The sequence below is a fragment of the Pantoea sp. CFCC18177 genome (assembly GCF_059412425.1).
Genome location: NZ_JBNBPL010000003.1, coordinates 128,588 through 145,352 on the forward strand (window position 1 = coordinate 128,588; position 16,765 = coordinate 145,352).

Here is a 16,765-nt window from a genome sequence, read left to right on the forward strand (position 1 = left end):
CGGACATCAATTTAACTTATTGTATTTTAACGATTAGCACGTTATGCACAAAAAACCACTTGTACAAGTTACATCAAATTTTATAACTTTACCTCCCGTGAGCCAGCTAATGGCTCCGTAACGAATGATGCATATTGCGTCGCCTCTGAAGGTGTATTGGATTTCCACCTTCAGAGGTGTCTTTTTTGCGTTGGTTGATGAGTTTGGGTCATACGTGCCTGTCCGCACGTATTTTTTCATCATGGAGCTGAAGGCATCTCTGCCAACAGACCGATCATAAGGGCTTCACACATGCAAAATACTGCGACCAGCAGCGAAGCCATCGCTGACTACTTTAAACTTGCAGGTAACAGCGACAGCGTTGAGATGGAAGTGTTTGGTCAAATTATTGCGGAAATCCTGCAATGTGGTATGCAGGTGACGAATAAGACGATTATCGCTTCGTTAATCCAGCGTCTGGAAATGGAAAGTGATGTCATCACCTTAGATATTTATCGTCATTTACTGGAACTGGTGGTGAATAAAACGCCAGACGATATTCAGGTTTAATATCGATTCCAGGGACGGAATCACACTTGTTTGCCTACCCTTTTTACTAGCACCCTTCAGCTTTGCCAGTTAACATCTTCCTCGTCTGATTTCCATCTGGTTACTGCCATGCCGTGACAGCATGCGCAAAATAATAAAAGAGCCTGCAAAATTTATGAGCCAACCCACTGAACACGCCCCAGCGGTGAACGATATCACGGTGGGCAGCGTGCTACGCTCGCCTGCTTTACTGACCCGAGAGTGCCTGGCGGGTGTCATCACCGCGCTGGCACTGATTCCTGAAGTCATCTCCTTTTCTGTGATAGCCGGCGTCGACCCCAAAGTGAGCCTGGTCGCTTCGGTCGTACTTTGCCTGACGCTCTCCATTCTTGGCGGACGTCCGGCGATGGTCACCGCAGCAGCCGGTTCGGTAGCGCTGGTCATTGGCCCGATGGTGCACGTTCACGGCGTGGAGTACATCTTACCGGCCGTGATCCTGGGGGGCATTATCCAGATCATCTTCGGCCTGGCAAGATTATCCCGCATGATGCGCTATATTCCGCGCTCGGTGATGATCGGCTTTGTGAATGCGCTCGGAATATTAATTTTCTTTGCACAAGTCCCGCACGTTTGGGGGCAGTCAGGATTGGTTTGGGTGCTGTTTGCTGCCACCCTGGCAATAGTGCTGTTACTGCCAAAAATCCTGAAAAGCGTTCCATCCCCGCTGGTGGCGATTGTGGTGGTCACCGGTGTGGCGCTCCTGATGGGTTATCGGGTACCCAACGTCGGCGATGAGGGGCCAATGAGTGCGGGCCTTCCAGGTTTTACCACGTTGTTAGTCCCTTTTAATCTGCAAACGCTACAAATCGTCTGGCCTACAGCGCTAAGTATTGCCTTTGTTGGTCTGATGGAGTCGCTACTCACGGCGAAACTGGTTGACGATATTACGGATACCCCTTCAGGTAAACGCCGTGAATCCTGGGCTCTTGGCGTGGGCAATATCCTTGCTGGATTCTATGGCGGCATTGCCGGCTGTGCGATGATCGGTCAGACCATCGTCAACGTGGAATTGGGCAAAGCGCGTACCCGAGTATCTACTATTGCAGCGGGTATCGTGCTGCTGTTGCTGGTCACGGGTTTGAGCCACATTATGGCGCAGATCCCGATGGTGGTTCTGGCAGGTATCATGATGGTGGTCGCTGTCAAAACAGTGAACTGGCATAGTCTGCAACCGGCAACGCTCAAACGTATGCCGTGGTCCGAAACCTCAGTTATGGTACTCACCGTGGCCGTCACCGTATGGACAGGCAATCTGGCACTGGGCGTTCTGATTGGTGTCATTCTCGCCATGATGCTGTTTGCACGCCGCATCGCGCACGTTATCCACGCTGAACGTAAGTTGAGTGAAGACGGTGAGCAGGTGCATTACACCGTGCGCGGACCGCTGTTCTTCGGCAGCAGTAACGATCTGTTTGAACACTTCGACTACGGTCACGACCCTAAAATCGTCACCATTGACCTGACTCATGCGCAAATCTGGGATGCGTCGAGCGTCGCGGCACTCGATGCGATTGAGCATCGCTATCAGCGTCACGGCGCAGCGGTACAGTTTATTGGATTAGATAACCGCAGCAGCGATTTCCGCGATCGATTGAGTGGCAATCTGGGATAAGTTTTTTAGGGAGGCCTGAGGGCCTCCCCTATTGATATATTGGACACGACAAAAACAAAAAAACCGCCCTTAGGCGGTCACGACATTACTGCATATTGCTTTGATTTTATTTGGTTTTAGGTCTAGCTAAATATGGTGCCCGGGGCGGGACTTGAACCCGCACAGCCATAAGCCGAGGGATTTTAAATCCCTTGTGTCTACCGATTTCACCACCCGGGCAGGGTGTAAATTGGAGGCGCGTCCCGGAGTCGAACCGAGGTAGACGGATTTGCAATCCGTTGCATGGCCACTCTGCCAACGCGCCTTTATTCTGATATGTCACCCGTTAAAAACAGGTCACTAAATTTGGAGCGGGAAACGAGACTCGAACTCGCGACCCCGACCTTGGCAAGGTCGTGCTCTACCAACTGAGCTATTCCCGCATAATCTTCGTATTTGAGTCGCTAACTGCGTTGGCTGCTTTCACTCAACCAAGTCACTTACTGATGTAAGCTCCATGGTACTCGCTCAATTGCCGCCTTGCTGCAAACTGAAATACTCGATTCTGTACTTCGTTCCTTACCGAACTTACTGATTTCACTCAGCTTCTTGCAGACTCGCTGCCGTTCGATGCGATGCATTCTACTTATCTGACGCAATGAGTCAACAGAATTATCCACGCAGTGCGTCCGTTTGCTGCTTTTTGAATCGTATCGATCAGCTATCGAGCAAATCGCCGCGTGCTGCGCTCAAATACTGGAACATTGACCAGAAGGTCAGCACCGCTGCGATATACAACGCCACCACACCGACGCCGACTACAGTGGCATCCGGGCGCCATAACAGGACAAACAGTGAGAACATCTGCGCAGTGGTTTTGACTTTACCAATCCATGACACGGCAACGCTGCTGCGTTTACCAATCTCCGCCATCCACTCACGTAAGGCAGAGATAATGATTTCACGCGCAATCATGGTGGCAGCAGGTAAGGTAATCCACCAGGCGTGAAAATGTTCCGCCACCAGCACCAGAGCAATCGCCACCATCACTTTATCAGCGACAGGGTCAAGGAACGCGCCAAAACGCGTGGTCTGCTTCCAGCGACGAGCAAGGAAGCCATCAAACCAGTCAGTTATCGCGGCAATCACAAATATCAGCGCGGTGACAAAAGGCGCCCAGTGAAATGGCAGATAGAATGCCAGCACGAAGAAAGGAATCAGTACAACTCGAAACAGGGTAAGACACGTCGGAATGTTAAATTGCATATGCCAGTAACTGTCTGGTGTGGGTAGGATTTAACGTATGTTCCTACATTGCCCCCCCTGTTTCAACGTTAGTGTTTCAGCGAGTGGTATATTTTTTCCGCCAGTGCAAAGGAAATCCCAGGTACTTTCGCTATCTCATCAACGCTGGCATTCATCAGCGGTTGCAGGCCACCCATGTACTTAAGCAGCTGTTGACGCCGTTTTGGCCCTACGCCTTCTATGCTTTCCAGTGCACTGGTGTTCTTCACTTTCGCGCGTTTTTTCCGGTGCCCTGAAATTGCATGATTGTGAGAGTCATCACGAATGTGTTGAATGACATGCAGTGCTGGCGAATCCGGCGGCAGGGAGACGCCCTCTCCTTCCGCTTCGAAAAACAGAGTTTCCAGCCCGGCTTTGCGATCGCTACCTTTTGCCACGCCCAGCAGAATGGGTCGATCTTTATCCCATGGCACATCCAGTTCGGCAAACACTTGCTTCGCTTGCGCCAACTGACCTTTTCCCCCGTCAATGATAATTACATCTGGGATCTTGTCTTGTTCCAGCGCTTTGCCGTAGCGACGGCGTAACACCTGATTCATCGCCGCGTAATCATCCCCCGGCGTGATGCCTTCAATGTTATAGCGGCGATAGTCTGAACGCAGTGGGCCATCACGGTTAAACACCACACAGGAGGCAATCGTCTGCTCACCCATGGTGTGACTGATGTCGAAGCACTCCATGCGTTTGATGCTATCAAGCTCAAGAAACACCGCCAGCGCCGCGAGCCGTTGTTGAATAGTCGAGTGCTGGGAAAGTTTAGTGGTCAATGCTGTCGCGGCATTGGTGCGTGCCAGCTTGAGATAGCGCGCGCGATCGCCACGCGGTTTACTCTGGATGTTCACTTTACGCCCGGCTAACTCGCTCAACGACTCAGCCAGCAATTCACGTTCGGGTAAATTGAAGTCGAGCAGAATATCGGCGGGCAAGGTGCGTGCTTCACTGCCCTGCAGATAAAACTGGCCGACAAAGGTTTGCACCACTTCGGTTAATTCCGTATCAGCAGGCACTTTCGGGAAGTAGCTGCGGCTGCCCAACACTTTACCCTGGCGAATAAACAGCACGTGCAAGCACGCCATGCCAGCATCGAATGACACGCCCATCACATCCAGGTCATCGCCTTGATTCGATACAAACTGTTTTTCCGTCACACGGCGTACCGCCTGAATCTGATCGCGCAGACGTGCGGCTTCTTCGAAGCGTAATCCGTGGCTGGCCTCTTCCATGCGTTTGACCAGTTGGTTGATCACTTGATCATCTTTACCCGCAAGAAAAAGTCGTACGTAATCGGTTTGCTGTCGATACTCCTCTTCTGTCACCAGACCGGCGACACAGGGGCCAAGGCAGCGTCCAATTTGGTATTGCAGACAGGGGCGAGAGCGGTTGCGATACACGCTGTTCTCACACTGACGAATGGGGAATACTTTTTGCAGCAAGGCCAGAGTTTCGCGCACGGCGTAACCATTGGGGAATGGCCCAAAGTATTCACCTTTAGCATGCTTAGCGCCGCGATGCATGGCCAACCGTGGATGCGCGTCAGCACTCAGGAAAATATACGGATAGGATTTATCATCGCGCAACAACACGTTGTAGCGCGGCTGATAGAGCTTGATGTAATTATGCTCAAGCAGCAACGCCTCGGTTTCGGTGTGGGTGACGGTGACATCAATATTGTGAATGTTACTGACCAATACCTCGGTCTTGCGACTGCCCACTTGGGTACGAAAATAGCTGGTCAGACGCTTTTTGAGGTCTTTGGCTTTGCCAACATAGATCACCGTGCCTGTCGCGTCATACATACGGTAGACGCCGGGCTGACTGGTCACGGTGCTGAGAAAGGCTTTGGAGTTGAAAACGTCACTCACTACTGATTAATGGCTCCGCATTGAACAGGCCATGACGAATGGCCAAATGCGTTAACTCTACGTCGCCACTGATATTCAGTTTGCTGAACATGCGATAACGATAGCTGTTAACGGTTTTCGGGCTAAGATTGAGCTGCTCGGAAATGTCCGTCACCTTTTGCCCTCGGGTGATCATCAGCATAATCTGCAATTCCCGTTCCGACAAACAGCTGAACGGAGATTCTGCTTTCTGCGGCTCGATCTGGCTGAGTGCCATTTGCTGAGCGATATCAGACGCGATATAGCGCTGCCCGGAATGCACAGAACGAATCGCACTCACCACTTCCTGCGGCGCTGCACCTTTACTCAAATACCCCGAAGCACCGGCCTGCATCACTTTCGCCGGCAGCGGATTTTCAGTGTGAATGGTGAGCATAATGATGCGGATGTCAGGATTAAAACGCACGATTTTGCGTGTGGCCTCGAGGCCACCAATGCCGGGCATATTCATGTCCATCAGCACCACGTCAACCGGGTTACTGCGACACCATTTAACCGCATCTTCGCCACAGGCCACTTCCCCGGCAATCACGAGTCCCTTCATATCTTCAAGAATACGGCGAATACCGGCGCGTACCAGTTCATGGTCATCAACAAGAAGCAGGCTGATCAACGGGACGTACTCCGCAGGTTAGTGAAGAGAAAATATATTACTGGGAGGCCATCTTACCGGGTTTGCGGGGGAAATAACATCTGGTAACGCAGATAAATCCCAATTGAAATGATGTAAATCAATTAGGCCCACTCGGCCCTTGTCATTTGTGTATAACGCATTAACATGCAAGAATTAAAATTCAAAATTGTGATTAATATCATTATGTTATAATTTATAACATTTTCTCATGCCTGTGATATCACGACGAAATAAATAGGGAATTTTTTTCATTCTTCTCTGGTGATAAATAGCGCGAACAGCAATTAATCACCCGCATGACATTTACCGCTTCGCCTGGCCTAAATTCCTCAAACAACCTTATGATATACTCTGTTTTTTACGCACAGGTAATGTGCCAACATCGAGTAACACCACCAAGGAGTCAATTATGAGTGATGAAGACTTTTCAACTTCGCAGGAAACCCAGGCGCTGGCAGATGAAGTGGCCTGTCTGAAAATGATGGTGACGCTGATCCTGAAAGGTATGGGTCAAGCCGATGCGGGCAAAGTGATTATCAATATGGAGCGCTATGTTCAGAGCGCATTAGTTGATAAACCGCAGGCGGAAGTGTTTAGCAACACCATTCGCCAAATCAAAACCGCTTATCGTCAGTAAGCGGCCAGCCCCGCGCATGGCGCGGGGTGATTAGCTATGCGCCTGCCAGTTGACCGACACGCCCAGTGTGGGCAGCACTTCTTCAGGGCCGAAACGTCGTGTACCACGGTACTTCTCTGCCAGTGCCGGTTGCTGAACCGGTATTCTTATGGCAAACAAATTATCTTCAGACTGAATCAACCCGGGTGACAGCGGTTCGTACACCACCTGATGCCGTTCAAACATTTTCTCCAGCATCGGCGTGGCTGAACTAATCAGAAAATCCATGCCATTCAATTCTGCCATCTGCACTGAATGCCATAAAATATTGAGTGGCAACTCTGCGTCTACTTCAAGACGGGCCGAAAAGCGCGACATTTCCCACACTTTGTTTTGATCAAACGGCAGCACGATGCCTTCGGGCACTTCAGGCTCATGCCAGGGCAGCAGACGCGCGCACCCGCAGATACCCTGGCGCGCATTCCAGGCTATCAGCCAAGTCACATCGGAACGATCGAATCGATCGTATTCCTGTCCAGGCGTGCTCAGCCTCGGAGGAATAGACCATCCTTCTCCACGCGCAAAAACGCTATACCGGTAAGTTCCCAATTCGGCCAACAAAGAGGACGGCATATCCTTAAGCTGTGTTTGAATTATTTTCATCATGCGCCTCTGACATCCCCATGTTTGCAATGATTTCTTTGCGCCAGCCTGGCAAAGTTCCGGCGCAGGGTAGACAACTGACCTTTGGCTGGGAACTACTAAAATTAGTAGTTGCCTTTTTGCTATATCAAGCCAATCGCTGCTGCATAACAGGCAATCTGCGTTTTATTGGAAACATTAAAACGCTTTTGCATATTCTTTTGGTGAAAGTTCACCGTATGTTCAGATATCGCTAAAATAAGTGAAATTTCCGCAGAGGTTTTCCCTTCTGCCGTCCATTTCAGGATTTCCAGTTCGCGTTGACTAAAATCATTAGATAAAACTGCCATAGAGCTATCATTCAGCCGCTCCAGCACGCGCAAACTCAGTTCCGCCAGGAAATGAAGTTTCACTTCTAACTGAACGCGTAAGTGTTGAGTCTGACTATGAATCGATGATGCGATAGATAATATACCAATGGCACGATTTGACGCCATTGCTGAACAGGAAAAGCCGCTATTGAGCCCTGCCGCGTTAGCCTCAGCCCACAAATTGCCTGCGCCAGTAAATAAATCACGCGTCCATTCCACGCCACGTCCCGGCCGCTGGCAAAGTAGCAGCACCGGATCCACGGTATAATAATTTTCGCTTTCATAGCGCTTTACCCAGCTCTCAGGGTAAGTACTAAACAAAAACACACGAGGCCGGGTAAAAGGCACCGGGTGCTGAACCAAAAAAGCGAATGAATCAAAACCCAACGCTTCTATGTGCTTTTGTAATAGCGCTTTCAATTGCAACACTTCCGTCAGCGCCTGAAATTCATTTTCAGTATCGCCTCGCCAGACGAAATAATTATCGGTAGTCATTATTGCCTCAGCGTTGTTTCACGCTTTTACCTTGTTATTCGTTCTGATTAACATAAAAATTAATTAACATGAGAAAAAATATTGATTGAAATGAAAGCAGCACTTGCGGTAACAATCATAACTATCCAGATGTCAATGCGTTACCGTAATGAGAGTGTGCGAGCAGGTATTTTTTGCCAATAGCTTCACAATTTTAATCGTCTTAGCTGATTAGAATAGGATTTTTCCGAAGACGTTTCAATCACCCGATTCATTGAAAATTATCATTAGATTGATAAATTTTTAGCATCGTCATTAACCGAAATCACTCACTGTCAGAGCGGATACTTAAGATGCAGGGATATTTAGCGTGAGGCGGCAATGAGGTTCATTCTTAATCTTTGTGGCTTCTGCGGTGAACAGTACAGCGTGATTTCCGTCACCCTCTTTTCCAGCTACTCTTAGAGGATAGCGGTGCATCATGCCACGGGATTTAGCAAAGGGGAGACAATGCCGCAGCACGGCTCAGCCGCATTGTCGCGCGTTTTTGGGATAACAGCGGAACTGACTATGTTGAACCAGTTGGCATTACCTTTCCTTGTATTGGGCGGCTGCACAGCCCTGATGATCTTAAAAGACCTTTTTCGCCATCCACATCCCGTGGCGGTGATGAATATCATCTGGCCACTCACAGGCTTGTATATGCCCTTCATTGGCTGGCTCGCATGGTGGTATCTGGGTCGTAAACCCTCGCGACAGGTTAAACTTGCGCTGCTGGTTCCGCAAAAAATACAGGGTTACGCTAGCTGGCAAACCATATTTATTTCCACTTCATTATCTGCCGCTGCCTGTATATTTGGCGATATAATGACAATCCCGATAGTCACCTTACTAAATCAGTTCGCTATTAACCCCACGCTTTGGCTTCAGGGGGTTATTTGCGTGATAGTTTCCTTGCTGGTCGGTTTATTTTTGCAGTTTCTCGCCATTCGCCAGCGTGAAAAACGTTCATTTGGCCGTGCCTTATTATTAGCATTAAAAACAGAAACTTTTCCGCTGCTGATTTATCAATTAGGCATTTTTATCTTTATGGCGCTGGCCCTAAAGTTCGTGCTTAACCAGCAGATCAATCCATTCCTGGTGGGGTTCTGGTTTATGTTGCAATTAGCGATGATGATCGGCTTCCTGTTCTCCTGGCCTGCTAATCATTTCCTGATAAAACGTGGGCTTAATCCCGCTGTTTAGTCAACGACAGTAACCTGCCCCGCGCATACCAAGGTGGAAATGCGCGGCATGCGCGGCGTTGTAGTCCGGCCCCAGCGCATTACCAAAGGTGGCGCAACCCGTGCGCCACAGCGCGTGCAAGGCCGTTGCCGCATCAGCGGGTTGTTGCCAGTTCTTCCCCACCTGCAACCAGCGGTCATTGGCCAGCTGAAATCCGCTGATATCCCAAGCATCCGCTGTCGCATGTTCACTTAAGCGCCCTTGCTGGCGATGATAAATATTGCGGCACGCATAGCTCCCCACATGCGCGATACGGCGAAGTGGGCTGTTGATCCCTGCCTGCTTTAAGGCCAGTTGACTGTTCACTACAAACAGAGTGCTGCTCACCGCCATCGGACAGCTGGCAAGGAAAGAGCTGCTCAACCCCACCTCACCAAACCCACTTACGCGCAGCGGCTGCTCCAGGGAGCAATCGCCCTGGAGAGTAGGCACAACACGATATTGGATGAAGCCCAGCTGTTTCGCACTTTCCAGTACCGCAAGGCAGGCAGCAGGGTCACGACTGAGTCGTTGCAGTTTATAACGCATCATCCAACCCGGTGGATCGGTCATGGCCAATGGCGTGAAGGGATTCCATTGCGCGGGCAAATGCGTTTTCAGCCAGGGAATGCTCCACCAGCCACACAACGCCAGAATGGCTATGGCAATGATTGCGCGCACAACACCTCACCCTTTCTTTTTATAAGAACTCGTAAGTGTAGGAGGCGAAGGGTAAACCAACACAAAAAAGGCTTTATTGTGGAAGATTTACGCAAAATACCGGATGAAGATCCCATGTAAATAATTACTGACAGAGTAAAGCGCGTAAAAGCTCACAATTGTTAAAAAACAATTACCGAGAGTCGCTGCCTTTCCACTATCTTATGCCACTTGCCCTTACAGCGGCACAATATCAAACAGCCAGCAGAGCTGACACAACATCAAAACAGGAAAGATATATTTATGGTTGATCAATCCAAAGAGGCGCTTATTGAGGCCAACCAACCGGAAAAACTCCAACGTAGTTTGCATAATCGTCATATTCAGCTCATCGCTATCGGCGGCGCTATCGGTACCGGGCTCTTTATGGGGTCGGGCAAAACCATTAGCCTGGCCGGTCCGTCGATCATTTTTGTTTATATGATCATCGGTTTTATGCTGTTTTTTGTTATGCGCGCAATGGGTGAGTTGCTGCTTTCCAATCTCGAGTACAAATCGTTTAGCGATTTCGCCGCTGATCTACTTGGTCCTTGGGCGGGGTACTTTACCGGCTGGACCTACTGGTTCTGTTGGGTGGTGACCGGAATTGCGGACGTGGTGGCGATTAGCTCCTATTTCCAACTGTGGTTCCCAGGCTTTTCCGTGTGGATGAGCGCCCTGCTGTGTATTTTCGTGTTCCTGGCCCTCAACATTGCCACCGTGAAGTTATTTGGTGAGATGGAGTTTTGGTTCGCGATTATTAAAATTGTGGCGATTGTGGCGCTGATTGTGACCGGCATTGTGTTGGTCGCCATGCATTATCCATCGCCTGGTGGCACCACTGCGTCATTAAGTAATATCTGGGATCACGGCGGCATGTTCCCGAAAGGCCTGAGTGGCTTCTTTGCTGGTTTCCAGATCGCTGTGTTTGCCTTTGTCGGTGTGGAATTAGTGGGCACTGCGGCAGCAGAGACCAAAGATCCGCACAAAGTGCTGCCACGCGCGATTAATGCCATCCCGATTCGTATCATTATGTTTTACGTGCTGGCGCTGTTGGTGATCATGGCGGTAACGCCGTGGAATCAGGTGCTGCCAAATCGTAGCCCGTTCGTTGAGATGTTTGTGTTAATCGGGTTACCTGCCGCGGCCAGCATCGTTAACTTTGTGGTACTGACCTCTGCGGCATCGTCCGCTAACAGCGGTATTTTCTCCACCAGCCGTATGTTGTTTGGTCTGGCGGAGATGGGCGTGGCGCATAAAGCCTTTGGTCGCTTGTCTTCCCGCGCCGTCCCAACAACCGGTTTATTCTTCTCTTGCTTCTGCCTGCTGGGTGGCGTGGCGCTGATTTACCTGATCCCGGATGTGATGACCGTATTCACCATGGTCACCACGGTTTCGGCGATTCTGTTTATGTTTGTCTGGACCATTATCCTGTGCAGCTACCTCGCGTATCGCAAGCAGCATCCAAAACGCCATGCGGAATCGAAGTTTAAGATGCCGTTGGGCAAGTTTATGTGCTGGGTATGCATGGCGTTCTTCGCCTTTGTGTTAGTGCTGCTGACTTTACAGGAAGATACTCGTCAGGCGCTGATGGTGACGCCACTGTGGTTCGTCATTCTGACCATGGGCTGGCTGTTACGTCGTCGTAAAGCCTGATTCAGCTCATAAAAAAGGCCCCTCTATGGGGCCTTTTTTTATAACCGCTCCCGCAGTTTATGCCATGCCTGCGCCAGCGAGGGTCGTACCGAAGGTTCTCTTTCTGGTGCCAGATCAGGGGATTGTGGCGATCCCAGATCAAAGGTGAAGGTGTAATTGGGCGCCTCGCCCATGCGTAAATCCGACATCAAAGTGTCCTCACCTTGCTGCCTCATGGCGTAAAAACCATGGCTAAACCATGCCACGCGCTCAGCATGCCACTGGCCTTTAAAAGCAGCGAACAGCTCTGGATGACGAGGGTGCCAGCTAATCTCAAGCGGACGGTCCGGGGACATCAATGACCAATACGCCTCGCCATACTGGTCCGGTGTCATGATCACGGTGCGCCACACCAAAGTATTAAAGGCAGTTGGGGTCACCAACACCTGCTGTGGCGTGACAGACTGCTGCACTAAATCCTGCTCAATATGCTGCGTCGCCACACACTGCACCACCATACTCCAGCCTAAATAGAGCGTACTCACCAGCAATCCAGCCTGGTTCCAGCGCAATCCCACCCTGTCCCGCCGCCATAATGCAATCACCAGGGCTATCAACAGCGGCAAGGTATACAGTGGGTCGATAATGTACATACTGCCGATAGCGTAGGGGAAATCGGTAAAGGGTAAGCCCAATTGCGTACCGTATACCGTTGTTAGATCGAGCAAAGGATGGGTGATCAGCGCCAGCCAGATTGCCAGACACCAACTGCGCCAGTATTCACGGCTGCGTGTGGCACGAGCGACCAGCCAGCCAAGCAACGGCGCCACCAGCGTCAGCAAAAGCAATGCATGACTTTCGGTGCGATGCAGCGTCATATTGCGAATTGCATCGCCGTGATCGATAAACACATCGAGGTCGGGCAAAGTACCGGCGATAGCGCCGACCAACGCCGATTGCCACAACGGCACGCGTTTGCCCATCACGGCGACAGTAACCGCCGCGCCCAACGTTAACTGCGATAGCGAATCCATGCACTCTCCTGGCAAAAGCGGGATCAGCGCACGCGGATCCCTTCAATAATCATGCGCTGTACATTATCCAGCGTCTGCTCAAAGAACTCAGGGTCACTTAAAGTCTGGCCGGTAATCGCTTCCACCTGTGAGGCAAAATCAGCGTAATGCTGCGTCGTGGCCCACAGCAGGAAAAACAGATGCTGTGGTTGCACGCCGGCTAAGCGCCCTTCAGCGATCCACTGCTCAATAATCGCCGCCTTCTCATCCACCAGCGCTTTTAAGTCCCCGGCTAATTCACCTTTCAGCAAGGGCGCGCCTTGTAGCATCTCAAGACAAAACAGGCGTGAGGCCTGTGGATGATCGCGCGACACTTCCAGCTTAAGACGGATATATTTCCGAATGGCGGTTAGCGGGTCGTGATCATGCTGCAAGGCGCGTAAAGGGGCCAGCCACACATCCAGAATCTCTTTCAGTACCGCCACATACAACAGCTCTTTTGACGGATAGTAGTAAAGTAAATTGGTCTTCGAGACGTCGGCGCGCTCCGCCACTTTATCGAGGCTGGTGCCATGAATACCGTATTGCGAGAAGAAGGCTAACGCCGCTTCCAGAATCGCGGCACGTTTTGCCGCCACTGCGCGCGAGCGTCGCCCTGGCTTTTTTTCATCGCTTTTCACACTGTTACCTCTTCCATCCTGCGTCATCGCATCATAACAAAGGCCTCGATTCCTGCCTAATCGCCGATATGCACCTTTTTTGACCATGATACGCATGAAAAATGTGCATAACGTTTTGACCAAACGGTCTGTTTTGGACCACTTACTCCATTTTATATCACCTCACGTTTTTAACACATTGTTGTTAAAGGCCTTTAAAAATGTGGCACAGGCTTTGCAATTTTGTGACTGAGCGCCGCCAGCAGGATGCGTGCTGGAAGCAGCGCAGCGCGTGAAGCAGTTCCCGTTCATTGCAGAGAGGTTTCACATGAAAATTGGCGTCTTTATCCCGATTGGCAACAATGGCTGGCTCATATCCACCCATGCGCCGCAGTACAAACCGACTTTTGAACTGAATAAAGAGATTGTGCTGAAGGCCGAGCACTACCACTTCGACTTCGCGCTATCGATGATCAAACTGCGCGGCTTCGGTGGGAAAACCGAGTTTTGGGATCACAACCTTGAATCCTTCACCCTGATGGCGGGACTCGCGGCGGTGACCTCACGCATTGAAATTTATGCCACCGCAGCCACCCTGACGCTGCCGCCAGCGATTGTGGCGCGCATGGCCTCTACCATCGACTCCATCTCGAATGGTCGCTTTGGTGTCAATCTCGTTACCGGCTGGCAAAAGCCTGAGTACGAACAGATGGGGCTCTGGCCCGGCGATGAATACTTCTCTAGTCGTTATCAATATCTGACGGAGTACGTCACGGTACTGCGCGATTTGTGGGGCAGCGGTAAGAGCGACTTCAAAGGTGAATTTTTCACCATGAACGACTGTCGCGTCAGCCCACAGCCACAAAAACCAATGAAAGTGATTTGTGCCGGGCAGAGCGATGCCGGCATGGCCTTCTCAGCGCAGCACGCAGATTACAACTTCTGCTTTGGTAAAGGCGTCAACACGCCAACGGCGTTCGCACCGACAGCCGCACGCATGAAACAAGCGGCAGATAAAGCAGGTCGCGATGTGGGTTCCTACGTGCTGTTTATGATCATTGCCGCCGAAACCGACGAAGCCGCACGCGCCAAATGGGAGCATTACAAAGCCGGTGCTGACGAAGAGGCTCTTGCCTGGCTGACCACGCAAAGCCAGCAAGACACTAAATCCGGCAGTGATACCAATGTGCGCCAGATGGCTGACCCCACTTCAGCAGTCAACATCAATATGGGCACGCTGGTCGGTTCTTACGCCAATGTGGCACGAATGTTGGATGAGGTTGCTTTGGTCGAGGGCGCGCAGGGCGTGTTACTGACCTTTGATGATTTCCTGGAAGGTATTGAAGCCTTCGGTGAACGTATCCAGCCATTGATGAAATGTCGCCAAGAGTTAATCGCTTCGCAGAAGGAGGTTGCCTGATGAGTACTGTTGTTTGCGCCCATACGTCCAGCTTACCGAACATTACCTTGCCCGCTCGCCCGGAAGCCATTGCGCTGCCGCCAGCGCAGAGCGCGCTAATTGTGGTGGATATGCAAAACGCCTATGCCACCGAAGGCGGGTATCTTGATCTTGCAGGGTTTGACGTCTCCGCGACCAAACCGGTGATCGCCAAAATTCATCAGGCGGTCACCGCTGCGCGTGCTGCGGGCGTGCAGATCATCTGGTTCCAAAATGGCTGGGACGATCAGTATGTGGAAGCTGGCGATGCCGGTTCGCCGAACTTCCACAAATCCAACGCACTGAAAACTATGCGCAAACGTCCAGAGTTGCAGGGTACCCTGCTGTCAAAAGGGGGCTGGGATTACGCTCTGGTGGATGAACTGACCCCGCAACCGAGTGACATTGTGTTGCCAAAACCCCGCTACAGCGGCTTTTTCAACACGCCGCTCGACAGCATGCTGCGCAGCCGCGGTATTCGTCATCTGGTATTTACCGGTATCGCCACCAATGTCTGTGTGGAATCGACGCTGCGTGATGGCTTCTTCCTCGAGTACTTCGGTGTGGTTCTGGAAGATGCCACGTACCAGGCGGGGCCGGCCTTTGCACAGCAGGCCGCCATCTTCAACATCGAAACCTTCTTTGGCTGGGTCAGCGACACCGATACGTTCTGCGAAGCCTTGAAAGGCTAAAACCACTTTCACCTGCAAAACCATAACGAAAAGGAAAATAGCGATGCCGAAGAGTGTGATTATTCCAGCCGGGAGCGGCACCCCCATCGCCCCATTTGTACCCGGGACGCTGGCCGACGGTGTGGTGTATGTTTCGGGCACCCTGCCGTTCGATACCAGCAACAATGTAGTGCACGTTGGCGATGCAGCAGCGCAGACACGTCATGTGCTGGAAACGATTAAAAAGGTGATTGAAACCGCCGGTGGCGAGATGAGTGACGTCACCTTTAACTCCATCTTCCTCACTGACTGGAGCAACTACGCGGCGATTAATACGGTCTACGCCGAATACTTCCCCGGCGATAAACCGGCTCGCTTCTGTATCCAGTGTGGTCTGGTAAAACCTGAAGCCTTGGTAGAAATCGCCAGCGTGGCGCACATCGGCAAACCGGAGGCGTAATGCATCTTGAGATTCAGGGATTAACGGCAGCAGATGCGCCCACGCTGGTGCTCTCCTCTGGGCTGGGCGGCGTGGCCGGATTCTGGCAGCCGCAGTTGGCCGCACTGACGCCACATTATCGGGTGGTGACTTACGATCAGCGTGGCACCGGGCGCAGCCAGGATACGCTGCCCGAAGGTTACAGTATGGCAATGATGGCGGCAGAGCTGGCTGACGCTTTGCAACAGCATGACATTCAGCACTACGACATTGTCGGGCACGCGCTGGGTGGGTTGATTGGACTGCAACTGGCGCTGGATTTCCCTGAACGTGTAGGCCGCGTGGTGGTAATCAACGGCTGGTTGTCTCTGGATCCCCACACGCAGCGCTGCTTCCGGGTCCGTCAGGATTTGCTACTTAACGTGGGGGTTGAAGCCTTTGTGCGTGCTCAGCCGCTGTTCCTCTATCCCGCCGAGTGGCTGGCCCGCCATCAGGTGCGTATTTGCGCTGAAGATGCACACCACGTGGCACATTTCCAGGGCATGGAGAATCTGCTGCGCCGCCTGCATGCACTGATGAACTGCGATTTTCGCCCGTATGCGGCAAAAATCACCCAGCCAGTTTTAGCCATTTACAGCCAGGACGATCTGCTGGTGCCGTGGAGTTGTTCACCACAACTGGCGCAGGCGCTGCCTGCTGGCAGTCTGATTGAGATGGCCTGGGGTGGCCACGCGATGAGCGTGACAGATGCCGATACCTTTAACTCGCTGCTACTGGGCTGGTTGGCAGAAACGGCTCCCCTTCCCCACCGAGCGGTCAGTTGATA

Annotated in this window: 17 protein-coding genes and 3 tRNA genes; 9 read left to right on the forward strand and 11 right to left on the reverse strand. The window is 51.5% G+C overall.

The window, feature by feature from the left end:
- Window positions 1-291 precede the first annotated feature (291 nt).
- A complete protein-coding gene (locus ACPUC8_RS04715) occupies window positions 292-549 on the forward strand; it encodes a biofilm/acid-resistance regulator YmgB/AriR (protein ID WP_058969394.1) in 258 nt (85 codons plus the stop codon).
- Window positions 550-703: 154 nt separating this feature from the next.
- Entirely contained in the window at window positions 704-2,200 is a 1,497-nt protein-coding gene (locus tag ACPUC8_RS04720) for a SulP family inorganic anion transporter (RefSeq protein WP_494925671.1), read from the forward strand.
- A gap of 133 nt (window positions 2,201-2,333) precedes the next feature.
- Here ACPUC8_RS04720 and ACPUC8_RS04725 read toward each other — a convergent pair.
- The 6 genes from ACPUC8_RS04725 to uvrY form a co-directional block, all read right to left on the reverse strand.
- Window positions 2,334-2,419, reverse strand: a tRNA-Leu gene (locus ACPUC8_RS04725).
- Between the two features lie 11 nt (window positions 2,420-2,430).
- Window positions 2,431-2,504, reverse strand: a tRNA-Cys gene (locus tag ACPUC8_RS04730).
- 42 nt (window positions 2,505-2,546) lie between these two features.
- Window positions 2,547-2,622 (reverse strand) — tRNA-Gly (locus tag ACPUC8_RS04735).
- A 274-nt stretch (window positions 2,623-2,896) separates the two neighbouring features.
- Complete coding sequence (gene pgsA, locus ACPUC8_RS04740) at window positions 2,897-3,445, reverse strand: CDP-diacylglycerol--glycerol-3-phosphate 3-phosphatidyltransferase (RefSeq protein ID WP_039328924.1); 549 nt, start codon at window positions 3,443-3,445, stop codon at window positions 2,897-2,899.
- 68 nt (window positions 3,446-3,513) lie between these two features.
- Window positions 3,514-5,346 (reverse strand): excinuclease ABC subunit UvrC, encoded by a 1,833-nt coding sequence (gene uvrC / locus ACPUC8_RS04745; protein WP_039328925.1) that lies wholly within the window; start codon window positions 5,344-5,346, stop codon window positions 3,514-3,516.
- Complete coding sequence (gene uvrY, locus ACPUC8_RS04750; protein ID WP_039328927.1) at window positions 5,339-5,998, reverse strand: UvrY/SirA/GacA family response regulator transcription factor; 660 nt, start codon at window positions 5,996-5,998, stop codon at window positions 5,339-5,341. Before uvrY ends, uvrC begins: the two co-directional genes overlap by 8 nt.
- 430 nt (window positions 5,999-6,428) lie before the next feature.
- Here uvrY and ACPUC8_RS04755 point away from each other — a divergent pair, with 430 nt between their 5' ends.
- A complete protein-coding gene (locus ACPUC8_RS04755; RefSeq protein WP_039328928.1) occupies window positions 6,429-6,656 on the forward strand; it encodes a DUF2594 family protein in 228 nt (75 codons plus the stop codon).
- A gap of 30 nt (window positions 6,657-6,686) precedes the next feature.
- Here the strand turns inward: ACPUC8_RS04755 and ACPUC8_RS04760 are convergent, their stop codons facing one another.
- Together ACPUC8_RS04760 and ACPUC8_RS04765 are read right to left on the reverse strand one after the other, a co-directional pair.
- Window positions 6,687-7,298: an acyl-homoserine-lactone synthase gene (locus ACPUC8_RS04760; RefSeq protein ID WP_039328929.1), complete on the reverse strand. Its 612-nt coding sequence runs from the start codon at window positions 7,296-7,298 to the stop codon at window positions 6,687-6,689.
- Between the two features lie 122 nt (window positions 7,299-7,420).
- Complete coding sequence (locus tag ACPUC8_RS04765; RefSeq protein WP_039328930.1) at window positions 7,421-8,143, reverse strand: autoinducer binding domain-containing protein; 723 nt, start codon at window positions 8,141-8,143, stop codon at window positions 7,421-7,423.
- 489 nt (window positions 8,144-8,632) lie between these two features.
- Here ACPUC8_RS04765 and ACPUC8_RS04770 point away from each other — a divergent pair, with 489 nt between their 5' ends.
- Window positions 8,633-9,367 (forward strand): DUF4396 domain-containing protein, encoded by a 735-nt coding sequence (locus tag ACPUC8_RS04770; protein ID WP_231568839.1) that lies wholly within the window; start codon window positions 8,633-8,635, stop codon window positions 9,365-9,367.
- Here ACPUC8_RS04770 and ACPUC8_RS04775 read toward each other — a convergent pair whose 3' ends face one another.
- Window positions 9,368-10,066 carry an extensin-like domain-containing protein gene (locus ACPUC8_RS04775; RefSeq protein ID WP_494925672.1) on the reverse strand — a complete coding sequence of 233 codons (699 nt, stop codon included), beginning with the start codon at window positions 10,064-10,066 and terminating at the stop codon, window positions 9,368-9,370.
- Between the two features lie 282 nt (window positions 10,067-10,348).
- On the opposite strand from ACPUC8_RS04775, the gene cycA reads away from it, so the two are divergent.
- Complete coding sequence (gene cycA, locus ACPUC8_RS04780) at window positions 10,349-11,740, forward strand: D-serine/D-alanine/glycine transporter (protein WP_039328932.1); 1,392 nt, start codon at window positions 10,349-10,351, stop codon at window positions 11,738-11,740.
- Between the two features lie 38 nt (window positions 11,741-11,778).
- Here the strand turns inward: cycA and ACPUC8_RS04785 are convergent, their stop codons facing one another.
- The gene (locus ACPUC8_RS04785) at window positions 11,779-12,753 is read right to left on the reverse strand and encodes a metal-dependent hydrolase (RefSeq protein WP_494925673.1); all 975 of its coding nucleotides are present in this window, start codon (window positions 12,751-12,753) and stop codon (window positions 11,779-11,781) included.
- A gap of 23 nt (window positions 12,754-12,776) precedes the next feature.
- On the reverse strand, window positions 12,777-13,412 hold the full coding sequence (gene rutR, locus ACPUC8_RS04790) for an HTH-type transcriptional regulator RutR (protein ID WP_039329002.1): 636 nt from the start codon (window positions 13,410-13,412) through the stop codon (window positions 12,777-12,779).
- A gap of 307 nt (window positions 13,413-13,719) precedes the next feature.
- Between rutR and rutA the strand changes: the two genes are divergently transcribed.
- From rutA to rutD, 4 genes are read left to right on the forward strand one after another with little or no spacing between them, the layout of a single operon-like run.
- Window positions 13,720-14,811, forward strand: a complete 1,092-nt coding sequence (gene rutA / locus ACPUC8_RS04795; protein ID WP_039329004.1) for a pyrimidine utilization protein A — start codon at window positions 13,720-13,722, stop codon at window positions 14,809-14,811.
- Window positions 14,811-15,521 carry a pyrimidine utilization protein B gene (rutB, locus tag ACPUC8_RS04800; protein WP_039328934.1) on the forward strand — a complete coding sequence of 237 codons (711 nt, stop codon included), beginning with the start codon at window positions 14,811-14,813 and terminating at the stop codon, window positions 15,519-15,521. The genes rutA and rutB overlap by 1 nt, the downstream gene beginning before the upstream one ends.
- Window positions 15,522-15,564: 43 nt before the next feature.
- Complete coding sequence (gene rutC / locus ACPUC8_RS04805) at window positions 15,565-15,960, forward strand: pyrimidine utilization protein C (protein ID WP_039328935.1); 396 nt, start codon at window positions 15,565-15,567, stop codon at window positions 15,958-15,960.
- A complete protein-coding gene (rutD, locus tag ACPUC8_RS04810) occupies window positions 15,960-16,763 on the forward strand; it encodes a pyrimidine utilization protein D (RefSeq protein ID WP_494925674.1) in 804 nt (267 codons plus the stop codon). The genes rutC and rutD overlap by 1 nt, the downstream gene beginning before the upstream one ends.
- Window positions 16,764-16,765 lie beyond the last annotated feature (2 nt).

What these genes read in the sequence shown, in the direction of transcription:
- ACPUC8_RS04715 (WP_058969394.1), top strand. Translation starts at nt 292, where the DNA reads ATGCAAAATACTGCGACCAGCAGCGAAGCCATCGCTGACTACTTTAAA.
- ACPUC8_RS04720 (WP_494925671.1), top strand. Translation starts at nt 704, where the DNA reads ATGAGCCAACCCACTGAACACGCCCCAGCGGTGAACGATATCACGGTG.
- pgsA (WP_039328924.1), bottom strand. Translation starts at nt 3,445, where the DNA reads ATGCAATTTAACATTCCGACGTGTCTTACCCTGTTTCGAGTTGTACTG.
- ACPUC8_RS04755 (WP_039328928.1), top strand. Translation starts at nt 6,429, where the DNA reads ATGAGTGATGAAGACTTTTCAACTTCGCAGGAAACCCAGGCGCTGGCA.
- ACPUC8_RS04760 (WP_039328929.1), bottom strand. Translation starts at nt 7,298, where the DNA reads ATGAAAATAATTCAAACACAGCTTAAGGATATGCCGTCCTCTTTGTTG.
- ACPUC8_RS04765 (WP_039328930.1), bottom strand. Translation starts at nt 8,143, where the DNA reads ATGACTACCGATAATTATTTCGTCTGGCGAGGCGATACTGAAAATGAA.
- ACPUC8_RS04770 (WP_231568839.1), top strand. Translation starts at nt 8,633, where the DNA reads ATGCCGCAGCACGGCTCAGCCGCATTGTCGCGCGTTTTTGGGATAACA.
- cycA (WP_039328932.1), top strand. Translation starts at nt 10,349, where the DNA reads ATGGTTGATCAATCCAAAGAGGCGCTTATTGAGGCCAACCAACCGGAA.
- ACPUC8_RS04785 (WP_494925673.1), bottom strand. Translation starts at nt 12,753, where the DNA reads ATGGATTCGCTATCGCAGTTAACGTTGGGCGCGGCGGTTACTGTCGCC.
- rutA (WP_039329004.1), top strand. Translation starts at nt 13,720, where the DNA reads ATGAAAATTGGCGTCTTTATCCCGATTGGCAACAATGGCTGGCTCATA.
- rutB (WP_039328934.1), top strand. Translation starts at nt 14,811, where the DNA reads ATGAGTACTGTTGTTTGCGCCCATACGTCCAGCTTACCGAACATTACC.
- rutC (WP_039328935.1), top strand. Translation starts at nt 15,565, where the DNA reads ATGCCGAAGAGTGTGATTATTCCAGCCGGGAGCGGCACCCCCATCGCC.
- rutD (WP_494925674.1), top strand. Translation starts at nt 15,960, where the DNA reads ATGCATCTTGAGATTCAGGGATTAACGGCAGCAGATGCGCCCACGCTG.